This is a genomic window from Pseudomonas sp. GW821-FHT02H09 (assembly GCF_059421425.1).
Window position 1 is genome coordinate 1 of record NZ_JBWKVA010000006.1, and the last position, 23,365, is coordinate 23,365.

Below are 23,365 nucleotides of genomic sequence, written 5' to 3' on the forward strand. Positions count from 1 at the left end.
AAAAACGGGCGCCTCTGAGGTTGCCCGTTTTGTTTATGGTGCCATCTGCGCCCGTAGTCGCCGTCCGATGACGTCCAGCAGATCGCAGCCGTCGCGTAGCGGGATAGCGAGGACTCGGGCGAAGTCGTGCAGGACCACGGTGTCGGAGTGGATCTCTTCGCGCATGGCGAGGTTTTCCAGGAGTTGGGTCACGGCGCGGATGCGGTAGTCAGCGGTTTCGTGCAGCACGTCGAGGGGCGCTTCGGTGTCGATCAATAGGGCGTGGAAGTCGTTGTCGACTCCGGTGATTGGCATGTATCGATTCATGGGTAAAACTCCATCCAGAATTGAAGAGAGCTACCGCTCAATCGTCGCCAAACGAAAGGGTGGCAGCTGTACGCAGGTTGGCGAACCGGGGATGGTAACCGGCAGACCCGAAAGTCTCCCGCGCACAGCCGCCATAAAGCAGCCTTGCGGGTGCAAAAACGCCTGCAAGCAAGCAGAGAGCTTTTGCATATCATCCTCTGGGTCGCCAAACCCGGTCGCCATATGGGCGACCGGCGGACTATAAGCTTCATCCTCCGGGCCGTGCAAGGCGTTGATGTGGCGGGATTTTCGAGGCGGGTGCAGGACGTGCGGTGCTGGCCCGAAAATCATCGCAGCCTGCGGCAGGACCTACAGCGGAGCGCGGTCAATTGTGGCGAGCAAGCTCCCACGCCACATAGACCGCTCGCGCGCCCCTCCCTGGTCTAAATGTTCGAAAATTTTCCTTTTGGCGTCCTTCGATCAGTATTTTCAATCGAAGCTGGCTGGCTGCGCCTGTGTTTATGCGCTACCATTTTCGAAAGCGAACACAAATGTTCGAATTCAAATACCAAGAGACCCCTGAGGCCAGCCGATGCCCACTTCTACCTTGCCCATGCCTCCTCTTGCCGATGTCTACGATATCGCCGTCATCGGCGGTGGAATTAACGGCGTGGGGATTGCAGCTGATGCCGCCGGTCGCGATCTGTCGGTGTTCCTTTGCGAAAAGGACGACCTGGCCAGCCACACTTCGTCCGCCAGCAGCAAGCTGATTCACGGCGGCCTGCGCTACCTCGAACATTACGAATTCCGCCTGGTGCGCGAAGCCCTGGCCGAGCGCGAAGTGCTGCTGGCCAAGGCCCCGCACATCGTCAAGCAGATGCGTTTCGTATTGCCGCACCGCCCGCATCTGCGTCCAGCCTGGATGATCCGTGCCGGCCTGTTCCTTTATGACCACCTGGGCAAGCGGGAAAAACTCGCCGGTTCCAAAAGCCTGAAGTTTGGCCCTGATAGCCCGCTGAAAAGCGAAATCACCAAAGGCTTCGAATACTCCGATTGCTGGGTCGATGACGCCCGCCTGGTCGTCCTGAATGCCATGGCCGCCCGCGAAAAAGGCGCCCACGTTTACACCCGGACTCGCTGTGTCAGCGCCCGTCGCAGCGAAGGCCTGTGGCACCTGCAGCTGGAACGCGCCGATGGCAGCCTGTTCTCGATCCGCGCCAAGGCGCTGGTAAACGCCGCCGGCCCGTGGGTCGCCAAGTTCATCCGCGATGACCTGAAGATGGAATCGCCGTACGGCATTCGCTTGATCCAGGGCAGCCACCTGATCGTGCCAAAGCTGTATGAAGGCGAACACGCGCACATTCTGCAAAACGAAGATCAGCGCATCGTCTTCACCATTCCATACCTCAACCACTTCACTCTGATCGGCACCACCGACCGCGAATACACAGGTGATCCGGCCAAAGTGGCGATCACCGAAGGTGAAACCGACTACCTGCTCAAAGTGGTCAACGCCCACTTCAAGAAGCAAGTCAGCCGCGACGACATCCTGCACAGCTATTCCGGCGTTCGTCCGCTGTGCAACGACGAATCCGACAACCCGTCGGCCGTCACCCGCGACTACACCCTGGCGCTGTCGGGCAGTACTGAACAAGCACCGCTGTTGTCGGTGTTCGGCGGCAAGCTGACCACCTACCGCAAACTGGCCGAGTCGGCGATGGCCCAACTGGCACCGTATTTCAAAGACATCAAGCCAGACTGGACCGCCCATGCCCCCCTGCCGGGCGGCGAGGACATGACCACACCGCAGGCGCTGAGCTCGTTGATCCGCGACCAGTACGACTGGCTGCCGATTGAAATTTCCCGCCGCTGGGCCACCGCCTACGGCAGCCGCACCTGGCGATTGCTGGAAGGCGCGAAGAGTATGAGCGACATGGGTGAACACATCGGTGGCGGCCTCTACTCTCGCGAAGTCGATTACCTGTGCAGCGAAGAATGGGCCGTGAGCGCTCAGGACATTCTTTGGCGCCGCAGCAAGCTGGGGCTGTTCACCACCAAGGCAGAGCAGCAGCAATTGCAGCAGTATCTGGACAAGGTCAAACAGAACCGCAGCAAAATCGAAGCGGCCTGATCGCTTTTCCGGGCATGAAAACGCCCCTGAACCGAAAGGTTCAGGGGCGTTTTCATAGCCGCTTCAAGATCGTTCCCACGCTCTGCGTGGGAATGCCTGACCGGACGCTCCGCGTCCGCTCTTGTGACGCAGAGCGTCACTGGATGCGTTACCACGCTGAGCGTGGGAACGATCAAAAACAGGCCAATCAATCATTCGGTTTTCCGAACGCGCCTTATGGCCTGATTCGGTTTGCCGGATTTTTCATCCGAAAAATCATCGTCTTAAATAAATAATAATCTTTAAAATCAACAGCTTGACTAATTAAAACCAGTCTGGCACGAGTCATGCTCTACACTCTTGGACGAATGCCTGATGTGCCCACACTTCAGAAGCCCTCAAGGTATTTGCAGTACAGAAAGGCCGATGAACTGGCTTCATAAAAAAAACAATGTCGAGGAAAATTTGATGCGTATCGTTCCCCATCTTCTGGGCGCAGCTATCGCTGTTGCTCTGATTAGCACTCCAGTTTTCGCAGCCGAACTCACCGGCACACTGAAGAAAATCAAAGAATCCGGCACCATCACCCTTGGACATCGCGACGCTTCCATTCCGTTTTCCTACATCGCAGACGCTTCCGGCAAACCGGTCGGCTACTCCCACGATATTCAGCTGAAAATCGTCGAAGCCATCAAAAAAGACCTGGACATGCCGAACCTCAACGTCAAGTACAACCTGGTCACCTCGCAAACCCGTATCCCGCTGGTGCAGAACGGCACCGTGGACGTGGAATGCGGCTCCACCACCAACAACCTCGAACGTCAGCAGCAAGTTGACTTCTCCGTCGGCATCTTCGAAATCGGTACCAAGCTGCTGGTGAAAAAAGACTCGCCGTACAAAGACTTCCCCGACCTCAAAGGCAAGAACGTCGTGACCACCGCTGGCACCACGTCCGAGCGTATCCTCAAGTCGATGAACGCCGACAAGCAGATGGGTATGAACGTTATCTCCGCCAAAGACCACGGCGAGTCCTTCCAGATGCTGGAAACGGGCCGTGCCGTTGCTTTCATGATGGACGACGCCTTGCTGGCAGGTGAAATGGCCAAGGCCAAGAAGCCGACCGACTGGGTCGTGACCGGTACTCCACAGTCCTTTGAAGTCTACGGCTGCATGGTCCGCAAGGGCGACGCGCCATTCAAGAAAGCTGTCGACGACGCCATCGTTGCGACCTACAAGTCCGGCGAAATCAATAAGATCTACGAAAAGTGGTTCATGCAGCCAATCCCGCCGAAGAACCTGAACCTGATGTTCCCGATGAGCGAAGAGCTCAAGACCCTGATCGCCAATCCGACCGACAAAGCGGCTGACGAAAAGAAATCCTGATTTCTGACTAACCTTATCTCCTGAGAGGGCCACTGCCCTTTCAGGGGGTTGTCACTCCCTGCTGGCATTTTTGGAAACACTCGAACCGGTGATTGTCGAGCCGCTCGTGTGTGCCTGACCGTCAAGGTCGGGCGGGAATGGATCTTCCCCTGGCGGGCACTTGTACATCGATTGAATCCGAGGGGAGACCCTAATGAATTACAACTGGGACTGGGGCGTGTTCTTCAAGTCCACCGGCGTGGGCAGCGAGACCTATCTCGACTGGTACCTCACCGGTTTGGGCTGGACCATCGCCATCGCCATCGTGGCCTGGATCATCGCCCTGCTGCTGGGCTCGATTCTGGGCGTCATGCGCACCGTACCGAATCGTGTCGTGTCGGGCATCGCGACCTGCTACGTGGAACTCTTCCGTAACGTGCCGCTGCTGGTTCAGCTGTTTATCTGGTACTTCCTGGTACCGGATCTACTGCCGCAAAACCTGCAGGACTGGTACAAGCAGGACCTGAACCCGACCACCTCCGCCTTCCTCAGCGTCGTCGTCTGCCTGGGCCTGTTCACCACTGCTCGCGTTTGCGAACAAGTGCGTACCGGTATCCAGGCGCTGCCGCGTGGCCAGGAATCAGCCGCCCGTGCCATGGGTTTCAAGCTGCCACAGGTCTACTGGAATGTGCTGCTGCCCCAGGCCTACCGGATCATCATTCCGCCGCTCACCTCGGAATTTCTCAACGTCTTCAAGAACACGTCCGTGGCCTCGCTGATCGGACTGATGGAGCTGCTCGCGCAGACCAAACAGACCGCCGAGTTCTCCGCCAACCTGTTCGAAGCCTTCACCCTGGCGACCCTGATCTACTTCACGCTGAACATGAGCCTGATGCTGCTGATGCGCATGGTCGAGAAGAAAGTCGCTGTGCCCGGCCTGATTTCCGTGGGGGGTAAATAATGGACTTCAGTGGAATCGTACAGGCCACACCGGGCCTGTGGAACGGCATGGTGATGACCCTCAAGCTGATGGCCCTGGGCGTCAGCGGCGGGATCATCCTCGGCACAATCCTGGCGCTGATGCGCCTGTCCCACAGTAAACTGCTGTCGAACATTGCCGGCGCCTACGTTAACTACTTCCGCTCGATCCCGCTGCTGCTGGTCATCACCTGGTTCTACCTGGCGGTGCCGTTCGTACTGCGCTGGATCACCGGTGAAGACACCCCGATCGGCGCATTCGCCTCGTGCATCGTGGCCTTCATGATGTTCGAAGCGGCCTACTTCTGCGAAATCGTCCGGGCTGGCGTGCAGTCGATTCCCAAGGGCCAGATGGGCGCTGCCCAAGCCTTGGGCATGACGTATGGCCAGATGATGCGTTTGATCATTCTGCCGCAAGCGTTCCGCAAGATGACCCCGCTGCTGCTGCAACAGAGCATCATCCTGTTTCAGGACACCTCGCTGGTCTACGCGGTCGGTCTGGTGGATTTCCTCAATGCTTCGCGCGCCAGTGGCGACATCATCGGCCGCTCCAATGAGTTCCTGGTCTTCGCAGGTCTGGTGTATTTTATAATCAGCTTTGCCGCCTCGCAGCTGGTCAAGCGTCTACAAAAAAGGTTTGCCGTATGATCTCTATCAAGAACGTCAACAAGTGGTATGGCGACTTCCAGGTACTGACTGACTGCAGCACCGAGGTCAAAAAAGGCGAAGTGATCGTGGTGTGCGGGCCGTCCGGCTCCGGCAAATCCACCCTGATCAAATGCGTCAATGCCTTGGAGCCGTTCCAGAAAGGCGATGTGGTGGTCGATGGCACGTCCATCGCCGACCCGAAGACCGACCTGCCGAAACTGCGCTCGCGCGTTGGCATGGTGTTCCAGCATTTCGAACTGTTCCCGCACCTGACTATCACCGAAAACCTGACCATCGCACAGATCAAGGTGTTGGGTCGCAGCAAGGAAGAAGCCACCAAAAAAGGCCTGCAACTGCTTGAGCGCGTCGGCCTCTCCGCCCACGCCCACAAGCACCCGGGCCAACTCTCCGGTGGTCAGCAACAGCGTGTGGCGATTGCCCGTGCGCTGGCGATGGACCCGATCGTCATGCTGTTCGACGAACCGACCTCGGCGCTCGACCCGGAAATGGTCAACGAAGTACTCGACGTGATGGTGCAACTGGCTCACGAAGGCATGACCATGATGTGCGTGACCCACGAAATGGGCTTCGCCCGTAAAGTGGCGGACCGGGTGATCTTCATGGACCAGGGCCAGATCATCGAAGACTGCCGCAAAGAAGAGTTCTTCGGTGACATCAACGCCCGCTCCGACCGCGCCCAGCACTTCCTAGAGAAGATTCTGCAGCACTGATCTTCGAGGCATACGCGACCCCCTGTAGGAGCGAGCTTGCTCGCGATGAACGCCAACGATAACCGGGGTGACTGATACCCCGCCGCTACGCGGCTATCGCGAGCAAGCTCGCTCCTACATCTGGTTGACCCAAGGCATCTGTGATGAAATGCGACCCAACTCTCTATCGCGCCGCGCCGCCATCACTCGCCGTGAAACCCCGCCTGATTCGCCAGCTGTTCCTGCCACCGCTGGTCATCCTGTTGATGATCGGTCTGGGTTACATCGGCTTCTGGACCAGCGAGCACTACGGGATTCGCACCCTCAGCGAGAACGGCGAGCGTCAGTTGGAACTGCACGCCCGCGCCGTCGAAAGCGAGATCAGCAAATACACCTACCTGCCCAGCCTGCTGGAACTCGAATCCAGTGTCTCACTGCTGCTGGCAGAGCCATCCCCCGAACACCGGCAGATGGTCAATGATTACCTCGAAGGCCTGAACCGGCGCAGCCGCAGTCGGGCCATTTACGTGATGGACACCACTGGCCGCGTACTGGCCACCAGTAACTGGCGCGATGTCGACAGTTACCTGGGCGAAGACCTGTCCTTCCGCGCCTACTTCCAGAACGCCGTGCGCGGTCAGCCGGGACGCTTCTACGGCATCGGCAGCACCAACGGCGAACCCGGCTACTACTTGGCCCACGGCCTGGAACGGCAAGGCAAGATCATCGGTGTCGCGGTGGTCAAAGTGCGCCTGGAAGCTATGGAGGAGCGCTGGCAGCGGGCGCGCCTGGAAGCCTTCGTCAGTGATGAAAACGGCATCATCATCCTCTCCAGCGACCCGGCGCGACGGCTCAGGGCAGTCCGCCCTCTCAGTGATGAAACCAAGGAACGCCTGGCGCGCAGCCTGCAGTATTACTGGTTCCCGCTCAACGAACTGCAACCGCTGGCCCGCGAACGCCTGGCCGAAGGCGTGGAAAAACTGACTTTCCCCGCCAACACCGAACTGGAGTCGGATGAAAAGGACATCAGCTACCTGTCGCAGACTCGTCCGTTGAGCGATACGCCGTGGAACTTCACCCTGCTGACGCCCCTGCAAGACCTGCGACGCGAAGCCATCAACCAGGGGATTCTGGTGGCCGTGGCATTTGCCCTGTTAGCGTTTTTGCTGATTGCCTGGAACGAACGACGCAAGGTCATCGCCACCCGCCTCGCTGCCCGTGAAGCCTTGCAGGAAGCCAACAACCAGCTGGAGCGCAAGATCGCCGAACGCACGGCCGACCTGCGTGCCAGCAACGAACGCCTCAAGGGCCAGATACGCGAACGGCGACAAGCCGAAGAAACCTTGCGTCGCGCCCAGGATGAACTGGTGCAAGCCGGAAAGCTGGCAGCCATCGGCCAGATGTCCACCAGCATCGCCCACGAGTTGAACCAGCCGCTGGCAGCCCTGCGCACCCTCTCGGGCAATACCGTGCGCTTCCTGGAGCGCGGTGCGCTGGACACTGCCAGTGCCAACCTCAAAACCATCAACGAGCTGATCGACCGCATGGGCCGCATCACCGCGAGCTTGCGCTCCTTCGCCCGTCGCGGCGATGACCAGGGCCAGGCCAGCCTCGGTAAAGCCGTCGACGCGGCCTTGCAGTTACTGGGCAGCCGCCTGGAAAACAGCGAGCTGCAACTGCACCGCTGTTTCAGCGATGTACAGGTGCAAATCGATCAAACCCGTCTGGAACAGATTCTGGTCAACCTGATCGGCAACGCCCTGGACGCCATGCAGGCGCAGCCGTTGCCCGAATTGTGGCTGGAAGGTGAAACCGTCGACGGCAAATACCGTCTGCGGGTACGCGATAACGGCCACGGTATCGACGCCGAGACGCGCAAGCACTTGTTCGAACCTTTCTTCACCACCAAACCTGGCGAACAGGGACTGGGCCTCGGCCTGACCCTGTCGGCGAGCCTGGCCGCTGCCACTGGCGGCAATCTGGGCGTCGAACACCCGGCCAGCGGTGGTACCGCCTTCGTCCTCAGTTTACCGTTGGTAAGCCCTACTCAAGCCGAGCCGCTATGAACACCGACCTTACCGTGCTGATCGTCGAAGACGACCCCCATGTCCTGCTCGGCTGCCAGCAAGCCCTGACCCTGGAAGATATTCCCTGCATTGGCGTCGGCAGTGCCGAGGAAGCCCTGGCGCAAGTCGGCGACAATTTCGCCGGGATCGTCATCAGCGATATTCGCCTGCCGGGCATCGATGGCCTGGAACTGCTGACCCGCCTCAAGGCCCGCGATCGCAGCCTGCCGGTCGTGCTGATCACCGGCCATGGCGATATCTCCATGGCGGTCGGCGCGATGCAAAAAGGCGCCTATGACTTCATGGAGAAACCCTTCTCCCCTGAGCGTCTGGTGGACGTGGCCCGGCGTGCGCTGGAACAGCGCAGCCTGGCTCGGGAAGTCTGGTCACTGCGTCGACAGCTGGCCGAACGCGACTCACTGGAAGGCCGGATCATCGGGCGTTCGCCGGCCATGCAAAATCTGCGCGAGCTGATCGCCAACGTTGCCGACACCTCGGCCAATGTGCTGATCGAAGGCGAGACCGGCACTGGCAAGGAACTGGTCGCGCGCTGCCTGCATGACTTCAGTCGCCGTCAGTCCCGGCAGTTTGTCGCGCTGAACTGCGGCGGCCTGCCGGAGAACCTGTTCGAAAGCGAAATCTTCGGCCACGAAGCCAACGCCTTCACCGGCGCCGGCAAACGGCGGATCGGTAAAATCGAACATGCCCACGAAGGCACGCTGTTTCTCGACGAAGTGGAAAGCATGCCGCTGAACCTGCAGATCAAACTGCTGCGGGTATTGCAGGAGCGCACCCTGGAACGTCTCGGCTCGAACCAGAGCGTCGCCGTCGACTGCCGGGTGATTGCCGCGACCAAGTCAGATCTGGATGAATTGAGCAAGGCCAGCCAGTTTCGCAGCGACCTGTATTACCGCCTGAACGTGGTGACCCTGGAACTGCCGCCGCTGCGCGAACGCCGTGAAGACATCCTGCAATTGTTCGAACACTTCCTGCAGCAATCGTCCCTGCGCTTCGACCGCACTGCGCCAGAGCTGGACAACCAGACCCTGTCGAACCTGATGAGTCATGACTGGCCGGGCAACGTGCGTGAGTTACGTAATGTTGCCGAACGTTTTGCCCTCGGCCTGCCGGCGTTCAAAAAATCCGGCAGCAGCGTCAGTCAAGGCCTGGGTTTTGCCGAGGCGGTCGAGGCCTTCGAGCGTAACCTGCTCAACGATGCCTTGCAGCGTAGCGGTGGCAACCTGACCCAGGCCAGCCTGGAACTGGGCATGGCCAAGACCACGTTGTTCGACAAGGTCAAGAAATACGGCTTGAGCCACTAACCCAACACCTGCGAGAACACTGTGGATTTATTGTTGAAGGCGACATTGGGCGCCGCCGTGGTGCTTATTCTGGCGGCACTGGCGAAAACCAAAAACTATTACATCGCAGGGCTGGTGCCACTGTTTCCGACCTTTGCGCTGATCGCCCACTACATCGTCGGCAAAGGTCGCTCAGTGGACGACCTGAAGACCACCATCGTGTTCGGCATGTGGTCGATCATTCCCTACTTCATTTATCTGGCCACCTTGTATGTGATGGTCGATCGTTTGCGCCTGGAGTTGTCGTTGGCCGTTGCAGCCGTCGCGTGGCTGATGGCGGCGACGGTGGTGGTGAGTGTTTGGGTTCGGTTTCACGCCTGATAACGCTTGGCGAGCAATCGAGCGTCGACCGGCTGCTGCTACAGGTTTTCATATCGACCTGCCCCCTGGACCGGCCCTCGCATTTACCCTCAAACCCATGTTCGGCCTGCATTCATGATTAATGAAGCCCAAGACAGTTGCTGCTACGAGAGCGCCGCCACCTTCAGAATCTATAACTGATCGCCACTTGCGCTTCGCCCTGATTCGCGTCGCCCTTTTCTTTAACGATGCTGCTCTGCGCCGCTGAGCCCGTGAGATGAATCCAGCTGGCACTGGTCAGCAGCGACCAATGCTGCGCCAGAGGAAAATCCAGGCTTTGGGTCAACGCCAGGTTCTGCAAACCGCCACTGGCGTTGTATTCGCGGATGCCCGAGGCCTGCGCCTCTTGGGCGCTGACCCCAAAGAAGGTCTGGGTCTGCCGGCCATCGGCGAAGTGCGCGGTCAGGTTGCTGCTGCCGATAATCCCCATACCCAGTGGATAGCCAAGCTCCCCACCCACGCGTCCGAGCAGCCCGCCCTGCCCGCCGTTGCCACCCACTGCCTGCCCGACCTGGGCAAACACGCGCCAGAAATCTTGCGGACTGTACTGGATGAACCCGCCCACCTCTGCCATATCCGGCACATTGCGCAGCCCTTGTATCGAGCCATTGGCGCTACGTCCCGGCAGGTAATTGATAAACGGACCGGCCCTGAAACCGGAGGCTTTGAAAGCACTCCAGGTCAATCCATCGTCAGTGCTGAGGCTGACATTCCCCCAGTCCAGATCGAGATACGGCACCGGAGCCGTTTCATAACGACTACCACTAGGGTCATGGGGTTGATAACTGATGCCCAGCCCTGCCTCACCGGTAATGCCGTCAGCCTGAGCGCTGACCGAAAAGCCGCCAAGACATAACAGGCAGGCCAATAAAGCAGTGAAAACCCTGAACATGGAACGATTCCTTATCTATACATGCGTGCATCAATCCCCAGAGCGGCATCGTCGCGCAAGCACTCATGTTTTTTGTAGAGACCTACAAAAATTGTAGCTTCAAGCTTGCCGGTTACCGGCCAAAGCCCGCCAGCCATGGGCCAGGGTCACTTGGCACAGTCCCTGCTCTATCCCCGGCAAGCGCAACAGCGCGCCCCTGGCAAATAGGTAATGCAGATGATTGACTGGCATATCGTGTGTGATTTCGACGGGACCATATCCCGCACCGACGCGATCGACAACATACTTGAACGCTTCGCCGACCCGATCTGGGAAAGCATCGAGCAGGAATGGCTGGACGGTCACATCGGCTCGCGCGAATGTCTGAGCCGCCAACTGGCGCTGGTCAAGGCCACGCCTGCCGAGCTGCTGGCGTATTTCGACACGATCGAAATCGACCCTGACTTCCCGGACTTCGTCGACCACGTGATCGGCCTCGGCGCGTCCATCGAAGTGGTCAGCGACGGCATTGAGCAAGGCATCGCACGGATTCTGGCGCGCAATTACGTCAGCCTGTTGCCAATCCTGGCCAACCGTCTGCGCCAGGTCGACCACAACAGCTGGCGCATCGACTTCCCGTATTCGAGCGACGCCTGCCGCGCCGCCTCCGGCAATTGCAAATGCAAATCCACCCCCAGCAGCAAACGCGTGCTGGTGATCGGTGACGGCCAGTCCGACATGTGCGTGGCCTCCAGCGCCGACTTCGTTTTCGCCAAGGATCGTCTGGCCGAACACTGCGAGCGCAACGGCATTGCCTACGCCCGCTTCGACAGCTTCGCCGAACTGCCTGCATTGCTGGCCAAACTGCCAGCGGCCAGCGCCGCCAACGCCAGCGCCTTCACACTTGAACACTCTTCCGAAACACAGGAACTCTTCCATCATGTCTGATATTCGAATCGCGACCGCAGAAGACCAGATTCTTCTGGAAAAAGAAGCCAAGTACTGCTCCTACGGCGACACCGTTCACTACATCGAACCGCCACGCATCTTCAGCCGTTGCGAAGGTTCCTACGTGTGGGACACCAGCGACCAGGCCTACCTCGACCTGCAAATGTGGTACTCGGCGGTCAACTTCGGTTACGCCAACCCGCGCCTGAACAACGCCCTGAAACAACAGATCGACACCCTGCCGCAGATCGCCAGCCAATACCTGCACAAAGGCAAGATCGAGCTGTCGGAAATGATCGCGGTCGATGCCAAGAACAAGTTTGGCCTGGACGGTCGCGTGCACTTCAACGTCGGCGGTTCGCAGTCCATCGAGGACTCGCTCAAAGTCGTGCGTAACGCCAGCAACGGCAAGAGCCTGATGTTCGCCTTCGAAGGCGGCTACCACGGCCGTACCCTGGGTGCATCGTCGATCACCTCGAGCTTCCGCTACCGTCGCCGCTACGGTCACTTCGGCGAGCGCGCCAACTTCATCCCGTTCCCGTACCACTTCCGTGGTCCTAAAGGCATGACCAAGGAAGAATACGGCAGCCACTGCGTGCAGCAGTTCGCCCGTCTGTTCGAAACCGAATACAACGGCGTCTGGGACCCGAAAACCGGCCAGTGCGAATACGCAGCCTTCTACGTCGAGCCGATCCAGGGCACCGGCGGCTACGTGATCCCGCCGATGAACTTCTACAGCGAGCTCAAGCAAGTGCTGGATCAGCACGGCATCCTGATGGTGGTCGACGAGATCCAGATGGGTTTCTGGCGCACCGGCAAGCTGTGGTCGATCGAGCACTTCGACGTCAAACCGGACGTGATCGTCTTCGGTAAGGCACTGACCAACGGCCTCAACCCACTGGGCGGCATCTGGGCTCGCGAAGAGCTGATCAACCCGAAGGTTTTCCCGCCAGGTTCGACTCACTCCACCTTCGCCTCCAACCCGCTGGGTACGGCGGTGGGCCTGGAAATGTTCAAGATGACCAGCGAAGTCGACTACGGCGCGATGGTCATGGCCAAGGGCAAATACTTCCTGGACGGTCTGCAGGACCTGCAGAAGCGCTACCCGATCATCGGCGACGTCGACGGCCTGGGCCTGGCACTGCGCTGCGAAATCTGCGGTCCGGACGGCTTCACTCCGGACAAGGCCACCCTGGACTTCATGGTTGAGGAAGGCATGAAGGGCGACATCGAAATCGACGGCAAGCGTCTGGGCCTGATTCTCGATGTGGGCGGCTACTACAAGAACGTCATTACCCTGGCCCCGTCGCTGGAAATCAGCTACGAGGAAATCGATCTGGGTATTGCTCTGCTCGACCGCCTGCTTGCCCGAGCCATGAAACGATGAATCCCGCTGTTTCAAAAGACGAGATCGATCTCGGCGAAGGTAGCGCCGGTTTCGTTCTCGGCAGTGGTGAGGTCGCGGTGTTGTTGATCCACGGCCTGACCGGCACCCCGACGGAGTTACGTCGGGTTGCCATCGGCCTGGCCAAATCGGGTTGCACGGTATACGTGCCAACCCTGGCCGGGCACTGCGGTGACAACGCCGACCTGCAAGCCACTGGCTGGCAGGACTGGTACGAAGGTGTCCGCAAGACGTTCGTGGGCATACGCCAGCGGCATGAAAAGGTGTTCGTCGGTGGTCTGTCCATGGGCGCGGTCATGTCCATGTACGTCGCCTCCGAGCATCCGGGGCAGGTCAGCGGCCTGCTGATGTACTCAACCACCCTGCGCTACGACGGCTGGAGCATCCACAAGCTGGCGTTCCTGACCCCCTTGTTGATGAAGATTCCGTTCGGCGTGCACATCTGCAGCTTCGAAGAGAAGCCGCCCTATGGCATCAAGAACGAGCGTCTACGAGCGATCGTCGAACGTCAGATGAAAGACGGCGAAAGCAGCAATGCCGGGCTGTTGACCATGGAAGGCGTCACCGTGCGCGAATTGCACCGGATGAATGCCGTGGTCAAGAAGCGCATGCCGTCGATCAAAACACCGGCCCTGGTGCTGCACTCCATAGAGGACGATATCACCAGCCGCTGGAACGCCGATTATGTCGAACGCAATCTCGGCGGCCCGGTCACCAAGGTCCTGCTGGATAACTGCTATCACATGATCACGGTCGACCTGGAGTACCGCCGCGTTGTGGATCTGAGTGCGGATTTTGTCCAACAGCTTTCCATGAAACCGACCGAGCGCGAAGAGTATCGGCAGCTGGCGTAACTTAAGGAAAAGACGTGATCACCGCCCAAGCCTTCTCGACCATCCAGGCCATCGAGCGCAGTGCCTGGAATGATTGCTTTCCGGATGTTCTGGAGGATTGGGATTATTACGCTGCCGTAGAGAATGCCGGAATAGAGGACTTTCAGTGGCGCTACCTGGCCCTGTACGAGGGCTCGACGCTACTGGCCGTGGCGCCAGCGTTCATGACCAGGTATCGACTCGGCACTAGAGTTCAAGGGGTGGGCAAGCGTTTCACCGAACGCCTGGAACAACTATGGCCGGGCATTCTGCAATTGCGCCTCTATGTCATCGGCTCGCCTGTGGCCGAGCGGTGCAATGCCGGGACCGCCAGCCATGTTGCAGCGCATCGACGTCAAGCCTTGCTGGAGCAATTACTCAGCTCGGCCCGCCGCGATGCCGATAGTTTCGGTATCGGCCTGCTGGCCGTGAAAGATGCACCCAGTCACGATGAGCAATGGGCCGCCAGTTGCCTTGCGGCAGGTTTTCAAGCGATGCCAAGCCTTCCGACAGCGCTTCTACCGGTGCCATACGGCTCGATCGACGCGTACCTGGGATCTCTGGGCAAATCCACCCGCAAGGACCTGCGGCGCAAGCTTCGCGCCCCCGGGCCACGGATCGAATGGCGGCGCTCCATTGACGACGTTCTGCCGAGCATAATGCAGTTGTACGAAGCGACACTGGCGCGCAGCGATCAGCAGATCGAGCGGTTACCGGCGCGCTACTTCACTGGCATCCTCAAACAACTCGAAGATCGTGCGGCCTGTGTGCTGTATTGGGTCGACGAGCAGTTAGTGGCGTTCAACCTGATACTGATTGACCAGCAACGCCTGATCGACAAGCTTTTCGCCCACGACATCGAATCCAGTCGTGAGCACAACCTGTATTTGCGTAGTTGGCTGGCCAATGTCGGCTACTGTATTCAACACAATATCCCACTGTATGAGTGCGGCCAGGCTGCTTATGCCAATAAGCTGCGGCTTGGCTGTGAGTTTCAGGGCAACATGCTGTTCTTCCGCCATCGCAACTGGCTGCTCAACACAATGCTGAAACTGGTGAAACCGTTTGTCCGACCGGATCGATCCGACCCCGCCATGGCTGCTGCGATAAGCGAAACCTGATGACCAGAAAAAACCGCCGTACCTCACGCCCCTTTGCCATTTCACGCTGGAGCGTCCAGCGCAAACTGGTCCTGGCGTTCTGGCTGGTCAGCGTGGTACCGACGATGATCGCTGCCGAACTCGCGGCGACGACCCTGTCAGAGATTTTCGATAGCAACGTGCGGATCTGGTTGCAGGAGTCGACCAAGATCGTCAAGGACGAAATAGGAGAAATCCTGCGAAGCAATGCGCGGGTCGCCCAGCTGTTCCTTCGCTATACCAGACCGCCGTCTTCGCGCTCAGCGGCCAAACATGACAAATTGACGGTAGATATTGCCGACGCCATGGGTATCGACGTAGTCGCACTGATCCGCGAGAGCGATCACAAAGTGGTATTTTCCACCGTTCCCGATGAGATCACCGCGCAACTCAGCACCGAGCCCAATGCGGTATTGCAAACACTCAAAGTAAATGGCGACCTCTTTGGCGCGGTGGTCTCTGTTTTCCACACCAATCAGGACGGCGCAGACTACCAACTGCTGGTCGCCAGCTATCTGGACAGCAGCTTCCTGAACAGTGTGGCGGACGTTCACTCCCTCGACCTGCGCTTGTACCTGTCCAACGCCAACGGGTTCTCCGAGATATTCTCGACCCAACGCTTCGAGGATCACCCCTCTCAAGTACCGAGCAACATCGAGGCGAACATACGCCAAACCAAACTACCCAGCGAACAGTTCACCAGCCGCGTCAGTGGACTTTACTGGCCGATTCTCAACGACCACGGCGAACTGCAGGGTGTTATCTTCAGCGGGTTGCTACGCCACACCAGCCTGGTCGGGCTGGTCAATCAAAGTAACCTTTTCATCCTGATTTTCGTGATTGCGAGCGCCCTGTCACTGGGTGCTGGCTGGCTGGTATCACAGCGTCTGACCCGACCGCTACGCGGCCTCTCCGAGGGGGTTCGGGCAGTAACCGCTGGCGATTATCGCCAACGGTTAGCCGTCACTGGCAGCGACGAACTGGCCGAACTGAGCAGTACCTTCAACCACATGACCGAACGCCTCGGAGAACTTCACCATCTGGAAGCGCAGCTGCGCCGCCGTGATCGCCTGCACGCCCTTGGCGAAGTGGCGATGGGCCTGGCCCATGAAATTCGCAACCCGCTGGGTATCATCAAGACCGCGACCCAGTTATTGCACCGCCGCGCGGACCTGCCCGAGACCGACAAACGTCATCTGGAATATGTGGTCAGCGAAGTCAGCCGGATCAACGACCTGATCACCGAGTTTCTCGACTTTGCCAAACCCAGCGCACCGATACGCTCGACCCTGCTGGCCCGGCCGTTGGTGGAAGATCTGATCGGTTTCTGCGCGCCGGAACTGGCGACCCATAACATCGATGCACGGATCGACGATCAGGTACCCGGCGCGACCGTCTACGCCGATGCACGGCAACTCAAACAGGCCTGCCTGAACCTGATCCTCAACGCCATCGACGCCATGCCCGCAGGCGGTCGTTTGACCCTGGGCATTGCCACAGACAAGGAAGAGACAATCATCAGTGTTGCCGATACCGGCCAAGGCATCGAACCGGATATGATCGAACGTATTTTCACCCCGTTTGTGACCACCAAGGCCACCGGCACCGGCCTGGGCCTGGCAAAAGTCTTCTCGATCATGGAAAACCACGACGGCCGTATCGAATGCGTCAGCGAAAAAGATGCCGGCTCCACCTTCAGCCTGTACATTCCGGCCAACGGCGAAGACAGCGGTGAGGACAACGATGACGCATAATATTCTGGTGGTCGACGACGAGCCCAAGCTCTGTGACCTGTTGTCTTCAGCCCTGAACCAGAACGGCATTCAAGTGTTCACCGCTGGCAACGGCCTGCACGCCCTGGCTGTGCTTGAACAGGAGGACATCGACCTGGTGATCAGCGACTGGCGCATGCCCGGCATGGACGGGCCGCAGTTGCTGGCGGAAATCAAAGTACGCTTTCCGCAACTGCCAGTGATCGTCATGACCGCTTACAGCACGGTAAAAAACGCCGTGCAGTCGATGCGCAATGGCGCCTTCGACTACATCGCCAAACCGTTCGACATCGACGAACTGGACATCACCGTCAGCAAAGCCTTGCAGTTTCGCGACATCCTCAAAGACAACCAGCGCATGCGCGCCGAGCTCGACGAACACCAGCAGATCGACAGCCTGGTGGGTAACAGCTCGACCTTTCGCCGAGTACTGCAAGCAGTGGACTCTGTGCGAGAAAGCAACGCTACGATCCTGCTGACCGGTGAAAGCGGTACCGGCAAGGAAATGGTTGCCCGGGCCATCCATAAACACGGCAACCGTGCCGACAGACCCTTTGTCGCGGTCAACTGCGCGGCCATCCCGGAAGGCCTGCTGGAAAGCGAAATGTTCGGCCATCGCAAAGGTGCCTTTACCGGCGCCGTGACCGATCGCGTGGGGCGCTTCATGCAGGCCGACAAGGGCACGCTGTTCCTCGATGAAGTTGGCGACATGCCCCTGGCCTTGCAAGCGAAAATCCTGCGGGCCTTGCAGGAGCGCGTGATCGAGCCGGTGGGCGACCCGCGCGAGCGCAAGGTCGATGTGCGGGTCATCGCCGCCACCAACAAAAACCTGCTGGAAGCGGTGGCCAATAAAGAGTTTCGCGAAGACCTCTACTACCGTCTGAACGTGTTCCCTATCCCGCTGCCCGCCCTGCGCGAACGGGTCGAAGATATCGCGCCGCTGGCCCGCCATTTCGCCCACACCCTGGGTGCCACCGCTGGCAAACGCATCACCGGCTTCAGCCCGCGCGCGCTGCAGGTCATGACCAATTACGCCTGGCCGGGGAATATCCGCGAACTGCAAAACTGCGTGGAGCGCGCGACCATCGTTGCCTGCGGCAGCATCATCGAAGACAGCGATCTGCCGGCCTATCTGTTCGCCTCACAGCCCTCCAGCAGTGGCGCCAGCGCGATTCTCAGCGAAGGTACCGGCGTGCCTGAGGATCTGGACGCAGCGCTGGCCGAAGTGGAAAAGAACTACATCCTCGCCGCCCTGCAACAGAGCAACGGCGTACAGGCCGCCGCTGCGCAGCTGATCGGTATCTCCGAGCGCAGTTTCTGGTACCGGTTGAAGAAGCTCGGGATTCATGTGGACAAGATCGTGCGCTGAGCGGCATTCCGCGCCTGTCGCGATAACTTGATCGTTCCTGCGCTCCTGCGTGGGAACGATCAGCAGTCTCTGGGTTACAACAGGTTCGGCGTCAGCACCGGATCAATCTGTGCCCAATGCGATGTATCTTCGCGATGGCTCTGCAAATACGGCAACACCGCCGCCAGCAGCGGCGCCTTGAACGCCTCCTGAAAGCGATGAGCCAACCCGGGAATCAGCTTCAACTGACTGCCCTGGATATGCGCCGCCAAATGCACGCCATGCATCACCGGCAGCAACGGGTCGGCGGTGCCGTGCACCACCAGCGTCGGCACCCGCAGCTGATTGAGCAATGCCACCCGGCTTGGTTCAGCCAGGATCGCCATGATCTGGCGCTTCACGCCTTCGGGGTTGAATGCCCGGTCATACGACACCGCGGCCTGATGCAGCAGCGCCTGCCGGTCATCCGCCACCTGCGGGCTGCCCAGTGCCGCCAGTAAATCCGCCTGTTGCTCGAGCGCCACTTCGCGGTTCGGCGCGCTGCGCCGAGAGAGCAACTGCACCAACGCCGCGCTCGGCGCCGGCAAGCCTTCGGCACCGGAACTGGTCATGATCAGGGTCAGGCTTTCCACCCGTTGCGGCGCCATCGCCGCCATATGCTGGGCAATCATCCCGCCCATGCTCGCACCCAGCACGTGGAACTGCTGCACATGCAAGGCATCCATCAGGCCCAACGCATCGTCAGCCATGTCCGTGAGCGTATACGGCGCCGACACCGGTAAACCGAGTTTGTAGCGCAACACTTCAAAGGCCAGGTTGGCGCTGGCGGGTGGCTCGCGCCAGGTAGAGAGCCCGACATCGCGATTGTCATAGCGGATCACCCGAAAGCCCTGCTGACACAGCGCGACGACCACCTCGTCCGGCCAATGAATCAACTGCCCGCCCAGCCCCATCACCAGCAGCAACGCCGGATCCGAGGCACGGCCAATGCTCTGATAGGCCAGATTGACCTGATTGAGCTCGACCTGTTGGGTCGGTACGTTGACATCGCACCGTGACGCCGCAAAAGCCGGCAGGCCGAACACCAGTGCGACCAGAAAAAATGCCGACTTTAAAAAAAATGCACGCATGAAAAACACCGAAACGCAGAAACCCAGTAGAGCGCGAGTCTGATGAACTTTGATCAAGCGCGCTGCCACAGTTACGTGACAGTTTGATGAAGATTGCCGAGCGGTTGCTAATATCAGAGGAGCTGATCGTTCCCACGCTCTGCGTGGGAATGCAGCCCGTGACGCTCTGCGTCACAGCAGCGGACGCAGAGCGTCCAGGGCGGCGCGCTACCACGCAGAGCGTGGGAGCGATCTCGTCACACCTCGCTCGAAGAAACCAAACTGCCCCACGCAAGGGTCGGCGATAAAGCCGATATGCAACTGATGAGCGGCGAAGTGCTCAAGGGCCATGTGGAAAGCATTTCTCGTGGCATCTACGACCGCGACAATCCCGAGAGCCGTGAACTGATCGCCGACGTCAATCCGACCTTCAACCGGGTGCGCATTCATATCGATGAAGTGCCGGACGGCGTGCTGCTGGCGGCGGGGATTACCTGTACGGTGGTGGTGAAGCAGGAAGGCGAGCAATAGTCCTCAGACCGTCTGATCGTTCCCACGCTCTGCGTGGGAATGCAGCCCGTGACGCTCTGCGTCACAAGAGCGGACGTAGAGCGTCTATTGAGGCATTCCCACGCGGGAGCGTGGGAACGATCAAACAAAAAGGCTTTTACGCCAACTGACTCCTCAACTGCCGCGCCGCCGCAACCATGTTCACCAGTGCCGCTTCAGTTTCCGGCCAGGCGCGGGTTTTCAGGCCGCAATCGGGGTTGATCCACAGTCGTTCGGCGGGGATGCGTTTGACCGCTTCGCTCATCAGTTTGATCATCTCGGCAGTGTCCGGCACCCGTGGCGAGTGGATATCGTAGACGCCCGGACCGATATCGTTCGGGTAGTCGAACGCCTCGAACGCGTCCAGCAGTTCCATGTCCGAGCGCGAAGTCTCGATGGTGATCACGTCGGCATCCATGGCTGCGATGGACTGGATCACGTCGTTGAATTCGCTGTAGCACATGTGGGTGTGGATCTGGGTCTGGTCCTGAACCCCCGAAGCTGTGAGACGGAAGGCCTCCACTGCCCAATCCAGATACTCCTGCCATTGCGCCTTCCGTAACGGCAGGCCTTCACGGAAGGCGGCTTCGTCGATCTGGACAATTTTGATTCCGGCCTTTTCCAGATCGACCACTTCATCACGCAGGGCCAGTGCCAATTGCTGCGCCTGGACTTTGCGCGATACATCTTCGCGCGGGAAGGACCACATCAGCATGGTCACCGGCCCTGTCAGCATGCCCTTCATGACGTTGTCGGTCAGGCTCTGGGCGTACTGAATCCAGTCCACGGTCATGGCATTCGGGCGGTTCAGGTCGCCGTAGATGATTGCCGGTTTCACGCAACGCGAACCGTAGCTCTGGACCCAGCCGAAGCGGGTGAATAGGTAACCGTCGAGTTGCTCGGCGAAGTACTCGACCATGTCGTTGCGCTCGGCTTCACCGTGGACCAGCACATCGAGACCCAGGCGTTCCTGGACTTGCACGGCGTGACGGATCTCGCTACGCATGGCGTCGGTGTAGTCATTGGCGGACAGATTGCCTTGCCTGAACGCCTGACGCGCCAGACGAATCGAGGCGGTCTGCGGAAACGAACCAATAGTGGTGGTCGGGAACGCCGGCAGATTCAGACGAGCACGTTGCACCTCGATGCGCTGGGCGAACGGCGATTGGCGCTGGCTGTCAGCCGCGCTGATGGCGGCGATACGGGCCTGAACCTCTGCCTTGTGAATGCGCGGCGACCGGGCACGGCTGGCCTGTACGGCGCGGCTCTCAGCCAGCGCGGTTTGCACCGCAGGGGCTTGCGGATCGTTCAAGGCATCGCGCAGCACAGAGATTTCGCCACACTTCTGCACGGCGAAGGCCAGCCAGCTTTTCAGTTCGGCATCCAGTTTGTCTTCGCGGCCCAGGTCAACCGGGCTGTGCAGCAGAGAGCAGGAGCCGGCCACCCAGAGGTTGTCGCCGAATCGCTGCTGGGCAGCTTGCAGTTGCTCCAACGCCTGTTCCAGCTCGCAGCGCCAGACGTTGCGACCATTGACCAGGCCCACCGAAAGGACTTTGTAAGTCGGCAGGCGGTCGAGTACCGCCGCCAACTGTTCCGGAGCGCGCACCGCATCGATGTGCAGGCCATCCACTGGCAGGCCGACGGCCAGACCGAGGTTGTCTTCCAGACCGCTGAAGTAGGTCGCCACAAGTTTTTTCAGCGGTGAATATTGCAGGATGTGATAGGCGCGCTCGAAGGCGTTTTTCCATTCCTGGGGCAGGTCGAGGGTCAGGATCGGCTCGTCGATCTGCACCCACTCCACGCCTTGGGCCGCAAGCCGACCGAGGATTTCACCGTAGATCGGCAGCAAACGCTCCAACAGGTCGAGTTTGTCGAAGTCGTTGCCTTTGGCCTTGCCCAGCCATAAGTAGGTCAGCGGACCGATGATCACAGGTTTGATCCTGTGCCCCAGCGCCAGCGCTTCATCGACTTCTTCGAACAGCTGCTCCCAGCTCAGTTTGAACCGCTGGTCAGCGCTGAATTCCGGGACCAGGTAGTGGTAATTGGTATCGAACCACTTGGTCAATTCCTGAGCGTATTGCGCGTTGGCATGCTCCCCGCCGCAGCAGGAGGCAGTGGCGCCACGAGCCATGGCGAACAGCGTATCGAGGGTCGGCAGGCCACGGGCATCCTTGACGCTGTCGAATCGCTCGGGGATCACCCCGAAGGTCAGCGAGTGGCTCAGCACCTGGTCGTACCAGGCGAAGTCGCCGACTGGCAGCAAGTCGATACCCGCATCCTTTTGCAGTTGCCAGTGTCTGGCCCGCAGTTCACGGCCAATGGCTTGCAACGCACTCTGCTCGAGGTCGCCCTTCCAATAGGATTCAAGGACTTTTTTCAGTTCGCGGTCAGCGCCGATGCGCGGGAAACCAAGATTGTGGGCCAGGGCCATGACGGCATTCCTTCATAAAAGATGGCTCTATTGTCGACAGCCAAGGCAACATGAGACAAACTCAATCTTTTCGTATTGATCACAAGTTTTCCTCATGGAGGCCTCAGTGCTGGAAATCCGTCACCTGAAGACCCTGCACGCCTTACGCGAAGCAGACAGCCTGGTTGAAGCCGCCGAGCGCTTGCACCTGACCCAGTCCGCGTTGTCCCACCAGTTCAAAGAGCTGGAGGAGCGCATGGGTATGCAACTGTTCGTGCGCAAGACCAAGCCGGTGCGTTTCACCAGCGCCGGGCTGCGCCTGTTGCAGCTGGCCGATGCCACTTTGCCGCTGCTGCGCGGTGCCGAACGGGATATCGCCCGGTTGGCCGGTGGCACTGCCGGACGTTTGCACATGGCCATCGAATGCCACAGCTGCTTCCAGTGGCTGATGCCGACCATCGACCAGTTCCGCGATGCCTGGCCGGAGGTTGAGCTGGACCTGGCTTCAGGTTTCTCTTTCGCTCCCCTGCCCGCCCTGGCCCGTGGCGACCTGGATTTGGTGGTGACGTCCGACCCGTTGGAGCTGGCGGGCATTACTTATGTGCCGTTATTCACCTACGAAGCAATGCTCGCCGTGGCCAACCAGCATCGGCTGGCGAACAAGCCGTACATCGTGGCGGAAGATTTACTCAGTGAAACCTTGATCACCTACCCGGTGGAAAGGGACCGGCTGGACATCTTCACCCGTTTCCTGGAGCCGGCGGATATCGAACCGGCACAGGTGCGCACCTCGGAGCTGACGGTGATGATGATGCAGTTGGTGGCCAGCGGCCGTGGCGTGTGCGGCATGCCCCACTGGGCCCTGCATGAGTACAGCTCACGGGGTTATGTGAAGGCCAAGCGGTTAGGCGAAAAAGGCTTGTTTGCGACGCTGTATGCGGGTATTCGCGCCGACATGCTGGACGCGCCGTACATGCGCGACTTCTTGCTGACGGCCAAAGACACCTCATTCTCGACCCTGGATGGAGTGAGTGCGGTGCGCTAAAGAGCTGCGCGCAACCC

Annotated in this window: 20 protein-coding genes and 1 pseudogene; 17 read left to right on the top strand and 4 right to left on the bottom strand. The window is 59.5% G+C overall.

The genetic code is table 11. The features are described 5' to 3' along the window. Positions 1–33 precede the first annotated feature (33 nt). Positions 34–306 carry a hypothetical protein gene (locus AC07VR_RS09340; RefSeq protein ID WP_494991998.1) on the bottom strand — a complete coding sequence of 91 codons (273 nt, stop codon included), beginning with the start codon at positions 304–306 and terminating at the stop codon, positions 34–36. Between the two features lie 571 nt (positions 307–877). On the opposite strand from AC07VR_RS09340, the gene glpD reads away from it, so the two are divergent. The 9 genes from glpD to AC07VR_RS09385 all read left to right on the top strand — a co-directional run bounded on the left by glpD (position 878) and on the right by AC07VR_RS09385 (position 9,841). Continuing rightward, positions 878–2,416: a glycerol-3-phosphate dehydrogenase gene (gene glpD, locus AC07VR_RS09345; RefSeq protein ID WP_495011091.1), complete on the top strand. Its 1,539-nt coding sequence runs from the start codon at positions 878–880 to the stop codon at positions 2,414–2,416. 14 nt (positions 2,417–2,430) lie between these two features. Next, positions 2,431–2,691 carry a hypothetical protein gene (locus AC07VR_RS09350; RefSeq protein ID WP_495011092.1) on the top strand — a complete coding sequence of 87 codons (261 nt, stop codon included), beginning with the start codon at positions 2,431–2,433 and terminating at the stop codon, positions 2,689–2,691. A 172-nt stretch (positions 2,692–2,863) separates the two neighbouring features. Beyond that, positions 2,864–3,778: a glutamate/aspartate ABC transporter substrate-binding protein gene (locus AC07VR_RS09355; RefSeq protein WP_494991995.1), complete on the top strand. Its 915-nt coding sequence runs from the start codon at positions 2,864–2,866 to the stop codon at positions 3,776–3,778. A gap of 193 nt (positions 3,779–3,971) precedes the next feature. Further along, complete coding sequence (locus tag AC07VR_RS09360) at positions 3,972–4,718, top strand: amino acid ABC transporter permease (RefSeq protein WP_494991994.1); 747 nt, start codon at positions 3,972–3,974, stop codon at positions 4,716–4,718. Then, complete coding sequence (locus tag AC07VR_RS09365) at positions 4,715–5,383, top strand: amino acid ABC transporter permease (protein WP_494992146.1); 669 nt, start codon at positions 4,715–4,717, stop codon at positions 5,381–5,383. The genes AC07VR_RS09360 and AC07VR_RS09365 overlap by 4 nt, the downstream gene beginning before the upstream one ends. Continuing rightward, positions 5,380–6,114 carry an amino acid ABC transporter ATP-binding protein gene (locus AC07VR_RS09370; RefSeq protein WP_494991993.1) on the top strand — a complete coding sequence of 245 codons (735 nt, stop codon included), beginning with the start codon at positions 5,380–5,382 and terminating at the stop codon, positions 6,112–6,114. The genes AC07VR_RS09365 and AC07VR_RS09370 overlap by 4 nt, the downstream gene beginning before the upstream one ends. A gap of 143 nt (positions 6,115–6,257) precedes the next feature. Next, positions 6,258–8,159 carry a two-component sensor histidine kinase AauS gene (gene aauS / locus AC07VR_RS09375; RefSeq protein WP_494991992.1) on the top strand — a complete coding sequence of 634 codons (1,902 nt, stop codon included), beginning with the start codon at positions 6,258–6,260 and terminating at the stop codon, positions 8,157–8,159. Continuing rightward, positions 8,156–9,481, top strand: a complete 1,326-nt coding sequence (aauR, locus tag AC07VR_RS09380; protein ID WP_494991991.1) for a two-component response regulator AauR — start codon at positions 8,156–8,158, stop codon at positions 9,479–9,481. Before aauS ends, aauR begins: the two co-directional genes overlap by 4 nt. 30 nt (positions 9,482–9,511) lie before the next feature. Continuing rightward, positions 9,512–9,841, top strand: coding sequence for a GlpM family protein (locus AC07VR_RS09385; protein ID WP_494992145.1), 330 nt, complete (start codon positions 9,512–9,514; stop codon positions 9,839–9,841). Between the two features lie 163 nt (positions 9,842–10,004). On the opposite strand, the gene AC07VR_RS09390 is transcribed toward AC07VR_RS09385, so the two are convergent. Then, complete coding sequence (locus AC07VR_RS09390; RefSeq protein ID WP_494991990.1) at positions 10,005–10,772, bottom strand: MipA/OmpV family protein; 768 nt, start codon at positions 10,770–10,772, stop codon at positions 10,005–10,007. A gap of 216 nt (positions 10,773–10,988) precedes the next feature. Here AC07VR_RS09390 and AC07VR_RS09395 point away from each other — a divergent pair, with 216 nt between their 5' ends. The 6 genes from AC07VR_RS09395 to AC07VR_RS09420 are packed head-to-tail and all read left to right on the top strand — an operon-like array spanning position 10,989 to position 18,256. Beyond that, positions 10,989–11,699, top strand: a complete 711-nt coding sequence (locus AC07VR_RS09395; RefSeq protein ID WP_495011093.1) for an HAD-IB family phosphatase — start codon at positions 10,989–10,991, stop codon at positions 11,697–11,699. After that, positions 11,692–13,086 carry an aspartate aminotransferase family protein gene (locus tag AC07VR_RS09400; RefSeq protein WP_494991988.1) on the top strand — a complete coding sequence of 465 codons (1,395 nt, stop codon included), beginning with the start codon at positions 11,692–11,694 and terminating at the stop codon, positions 13,084–13,086. The genes AC07VR_RS09395 and AC07VR_RS09400 overlap by 8 nt, the downstream gene beginning before the upstream one ends. Then, positions 13,083–13,958, top strand: coding sequence for an alpha/beta hydrolase (locus tag AC07VR_RS09405; RefSeq protein WP_495011094.1), 876 nt, complete (start codon positions 13,083–13,085; stop codon positions 13,956–13,958). Before AC07VR_RS09400 ends, AC07VR_RS09405 begins: the two co-directional genes overlap by 4 nt. 14 nt (positions 13,959–13,972) lie before the next feature. Then, complete coding sequence (locus AC07VR_RS09410) at positions 13,973–15,097, top strand: GNAT family N-acetyltransferase (RefSeq protein ID WP_495011095.1); 1,125 nt, start codon at positions 13,973–13,975, stop codon at positions 15,095–15,097. After that, positions 15,097–16,869: a sensor histidine kinase gene (locus AC07VR_RS09415; RefSeq protein WP_495011096.1), complete on the top strand. Its 1,773-nt coding sequence runs from the start codon at positions 15,097–15,099 to the stop codon at positions 16,867–16,869. The genes AC07VR_RS09410 and AC07VR_RS09415 overlap by 1 nt, the downstream gene beginning before the upstream one ends. After that, positions 16,859–18,256, top strand: a complete 1,398-nt coding sequence (locus AC07VR_RS09420; RefSeq protein WP_495011097.1) for a sigma-54-dependent transcriptional regulator — start codon at positions 16,859–16,861, stop codon at positions 18,254–18,256. The genes AC07VR_RS09415 and AC07VR_RS09420 overlap by 11 nt, the downstream gene beginning before the upstream one ends. A 74-nt stretch (positions 18,257–18,330) precedes the next feature. On the opposite strand, the gene AC07VR_RS09425 is transcribed toward AC07VR_RS09420, so the two are convergent. Continuing rightward, complete coding sequence (locus AC07VR_RS09425) at positions 18,331–19,365, bottom strand: alpha/beta fold hydrolase (protein ID WP_494991983.1); 1,035 nt, start codon at positions 19,363–19,365, stop codon at positions 18,331–18,333. Positions 19,366–19,614: 249 nt separating this feature from the next. Between AC07VR_RS09425 and AC07VR_RS09430 the strand changes: the two are divergent. Next, positions 19,615–19,875: pseudogene (locus AC07VR_RS09430) on the top strand (efflux transporter periplasmic adaptor subunit); the annotation flags it as partial. Positions 19,876–20,011: 136 nt separating this feature from the next. On the opposite strand, the gene metE reads toward AC07VR_RS09430, so the two are convergent. Then, positions 20,012–22,324 (bottom strand): 5-methyltetrahydropteroyltriglutamate--homocysteine S-methyltransferase, encoded by a 2,313-nt coding sequence (gene metE, locus AC07VR_RS09435; RefSeq protein WP_495011098.1) that lies wholly within the window; start codon positions 22,322–22,324, stop codon positions 20,012–20,014. 106 nt (positions 22,325–22,430) lie between these two features. Between metE and metR the strand changes: the two genes are divergently transcribed. Next, a complete protein-coding gene (metR, locus tag AC07VR_RS09440; protein WP_494991981.1) occupies positions 22,431–23,348 on the top strand; it encodes a transcriptional regulator MetR in 918 nt (305 codons plus the stop codon). Positions 23,349–23,365 lie beyond the last annotated feature (17 nt).

Bases quoted from the DNA above. Each gene is read 5' to 3' on its own strand.
- AC07VR_RS09405 (WP_495011094.1), top strand. From the start codon at position 13,083: ATGAATCCCGCTGTTTCAAAAGACGAGATCGATCTCGGCGAAGGTAGC.
- AC07VR_RS09400 (WP_494991988.1), top strand. From the start codon at position 11,692: ATGTCTGATATTCGAATCGCGACCGCAGAAGACCAGATTCTTCTGGAA.
- AC07VR_RS09360 (WP_494991994.1), top strand. From the start codon at position 3,972: ATGAATTACAACTGGGACTGGGGCGTGTTCTTCAAGTCCACCGGCGTG.
- aauS (WP_494991992.1), top strand. From the start codon at position 6,258: ATGAAATGCGACCCAACTCTCTATCGCGCCGCGCCGCCATCACTCGCC.
- AC07VR_RS09415 (WP_495011096.1), top strand. From the start codon at position 15,097: ATGACCAGAAAAAACCGCCGTACCTCACGCCCCTTTGCCATTTCACGC.
- glpD (WP_495011091.1), top strand. From the start codon at position 878: ATGCCCACTTCTACCTTGCCCATGCCTCCTCTTGCCGATGTCTACGAT.
- AC07VR_RS09350 (WP_495011092.1), top strand. From the start codon at position 2,431: ATGAAAACGCCCCTGAACCGAAAGGTTCAGGGGCGTTTTCATAGCCGC.
- AC07VR_RS09340 (WP_494991998.1), bottom strand. From the start codon at position 306: ATGAATCGATACATGCCAATCACCGGAGTCGACAACGACTTCCACGCC.
- AC07VR_RS09370 (WP_494991993.1), top strand. From the start codon at position 5,380: ATGATCTCTATCAAGAACGTCAACAAGTGGTATGGCGACTTCCAGGTA.
- AC07VR_RS09355 (WP_494991995.1), top strand. From the start codon at position 2,864: ATGCGTATCGTTCCCCATCTTCTGGGCGCAGCTATCGCTGTTGCTCTG.
- AC07VR_RS09395 (WP_495011093.1), top strand. From the start codon at position 10,989: ATGATTGACTGGCATATCGTGTGTGATTTCGACGGGACCATATCCCGC.
- metE (WP_495011098.1), bottom strand. From the start codon at position 22,324: ATGGCCCTGGCCCACAATCTTGGTTTCCCGCGCATCGGCGCTGACCGC.
- AC07VR_RS09420 (WP_495011097.1), top strand. From the start codon at position 16,859: ATGACGCATAATATTCTGGTGGTCGACGACGAGCCCAAGCTCTGTGAC.
- AC07VR_RS09390 (WP_494991990.1), bottom strand. From the start codon at position 10,772: ATGTTCAGGGTTTTCACTGCTTTATTGGCCTGCCTGTTATGTCTTGGC.
- AC07VR_RS09425 (WP_494991983.1), bottom strand. From the start codon at position 19,365: ATGCGTGCATTTTTTTTAAAGTCGGCATTTTTTCTGGTCGCACTGGTG.
- aauR (WP_494991991.1), top strand. From the start codon at position 8,156: ATGAACACCGACCTTACCGTGCTGATCGTCGAAGACGACCCCCATGTC.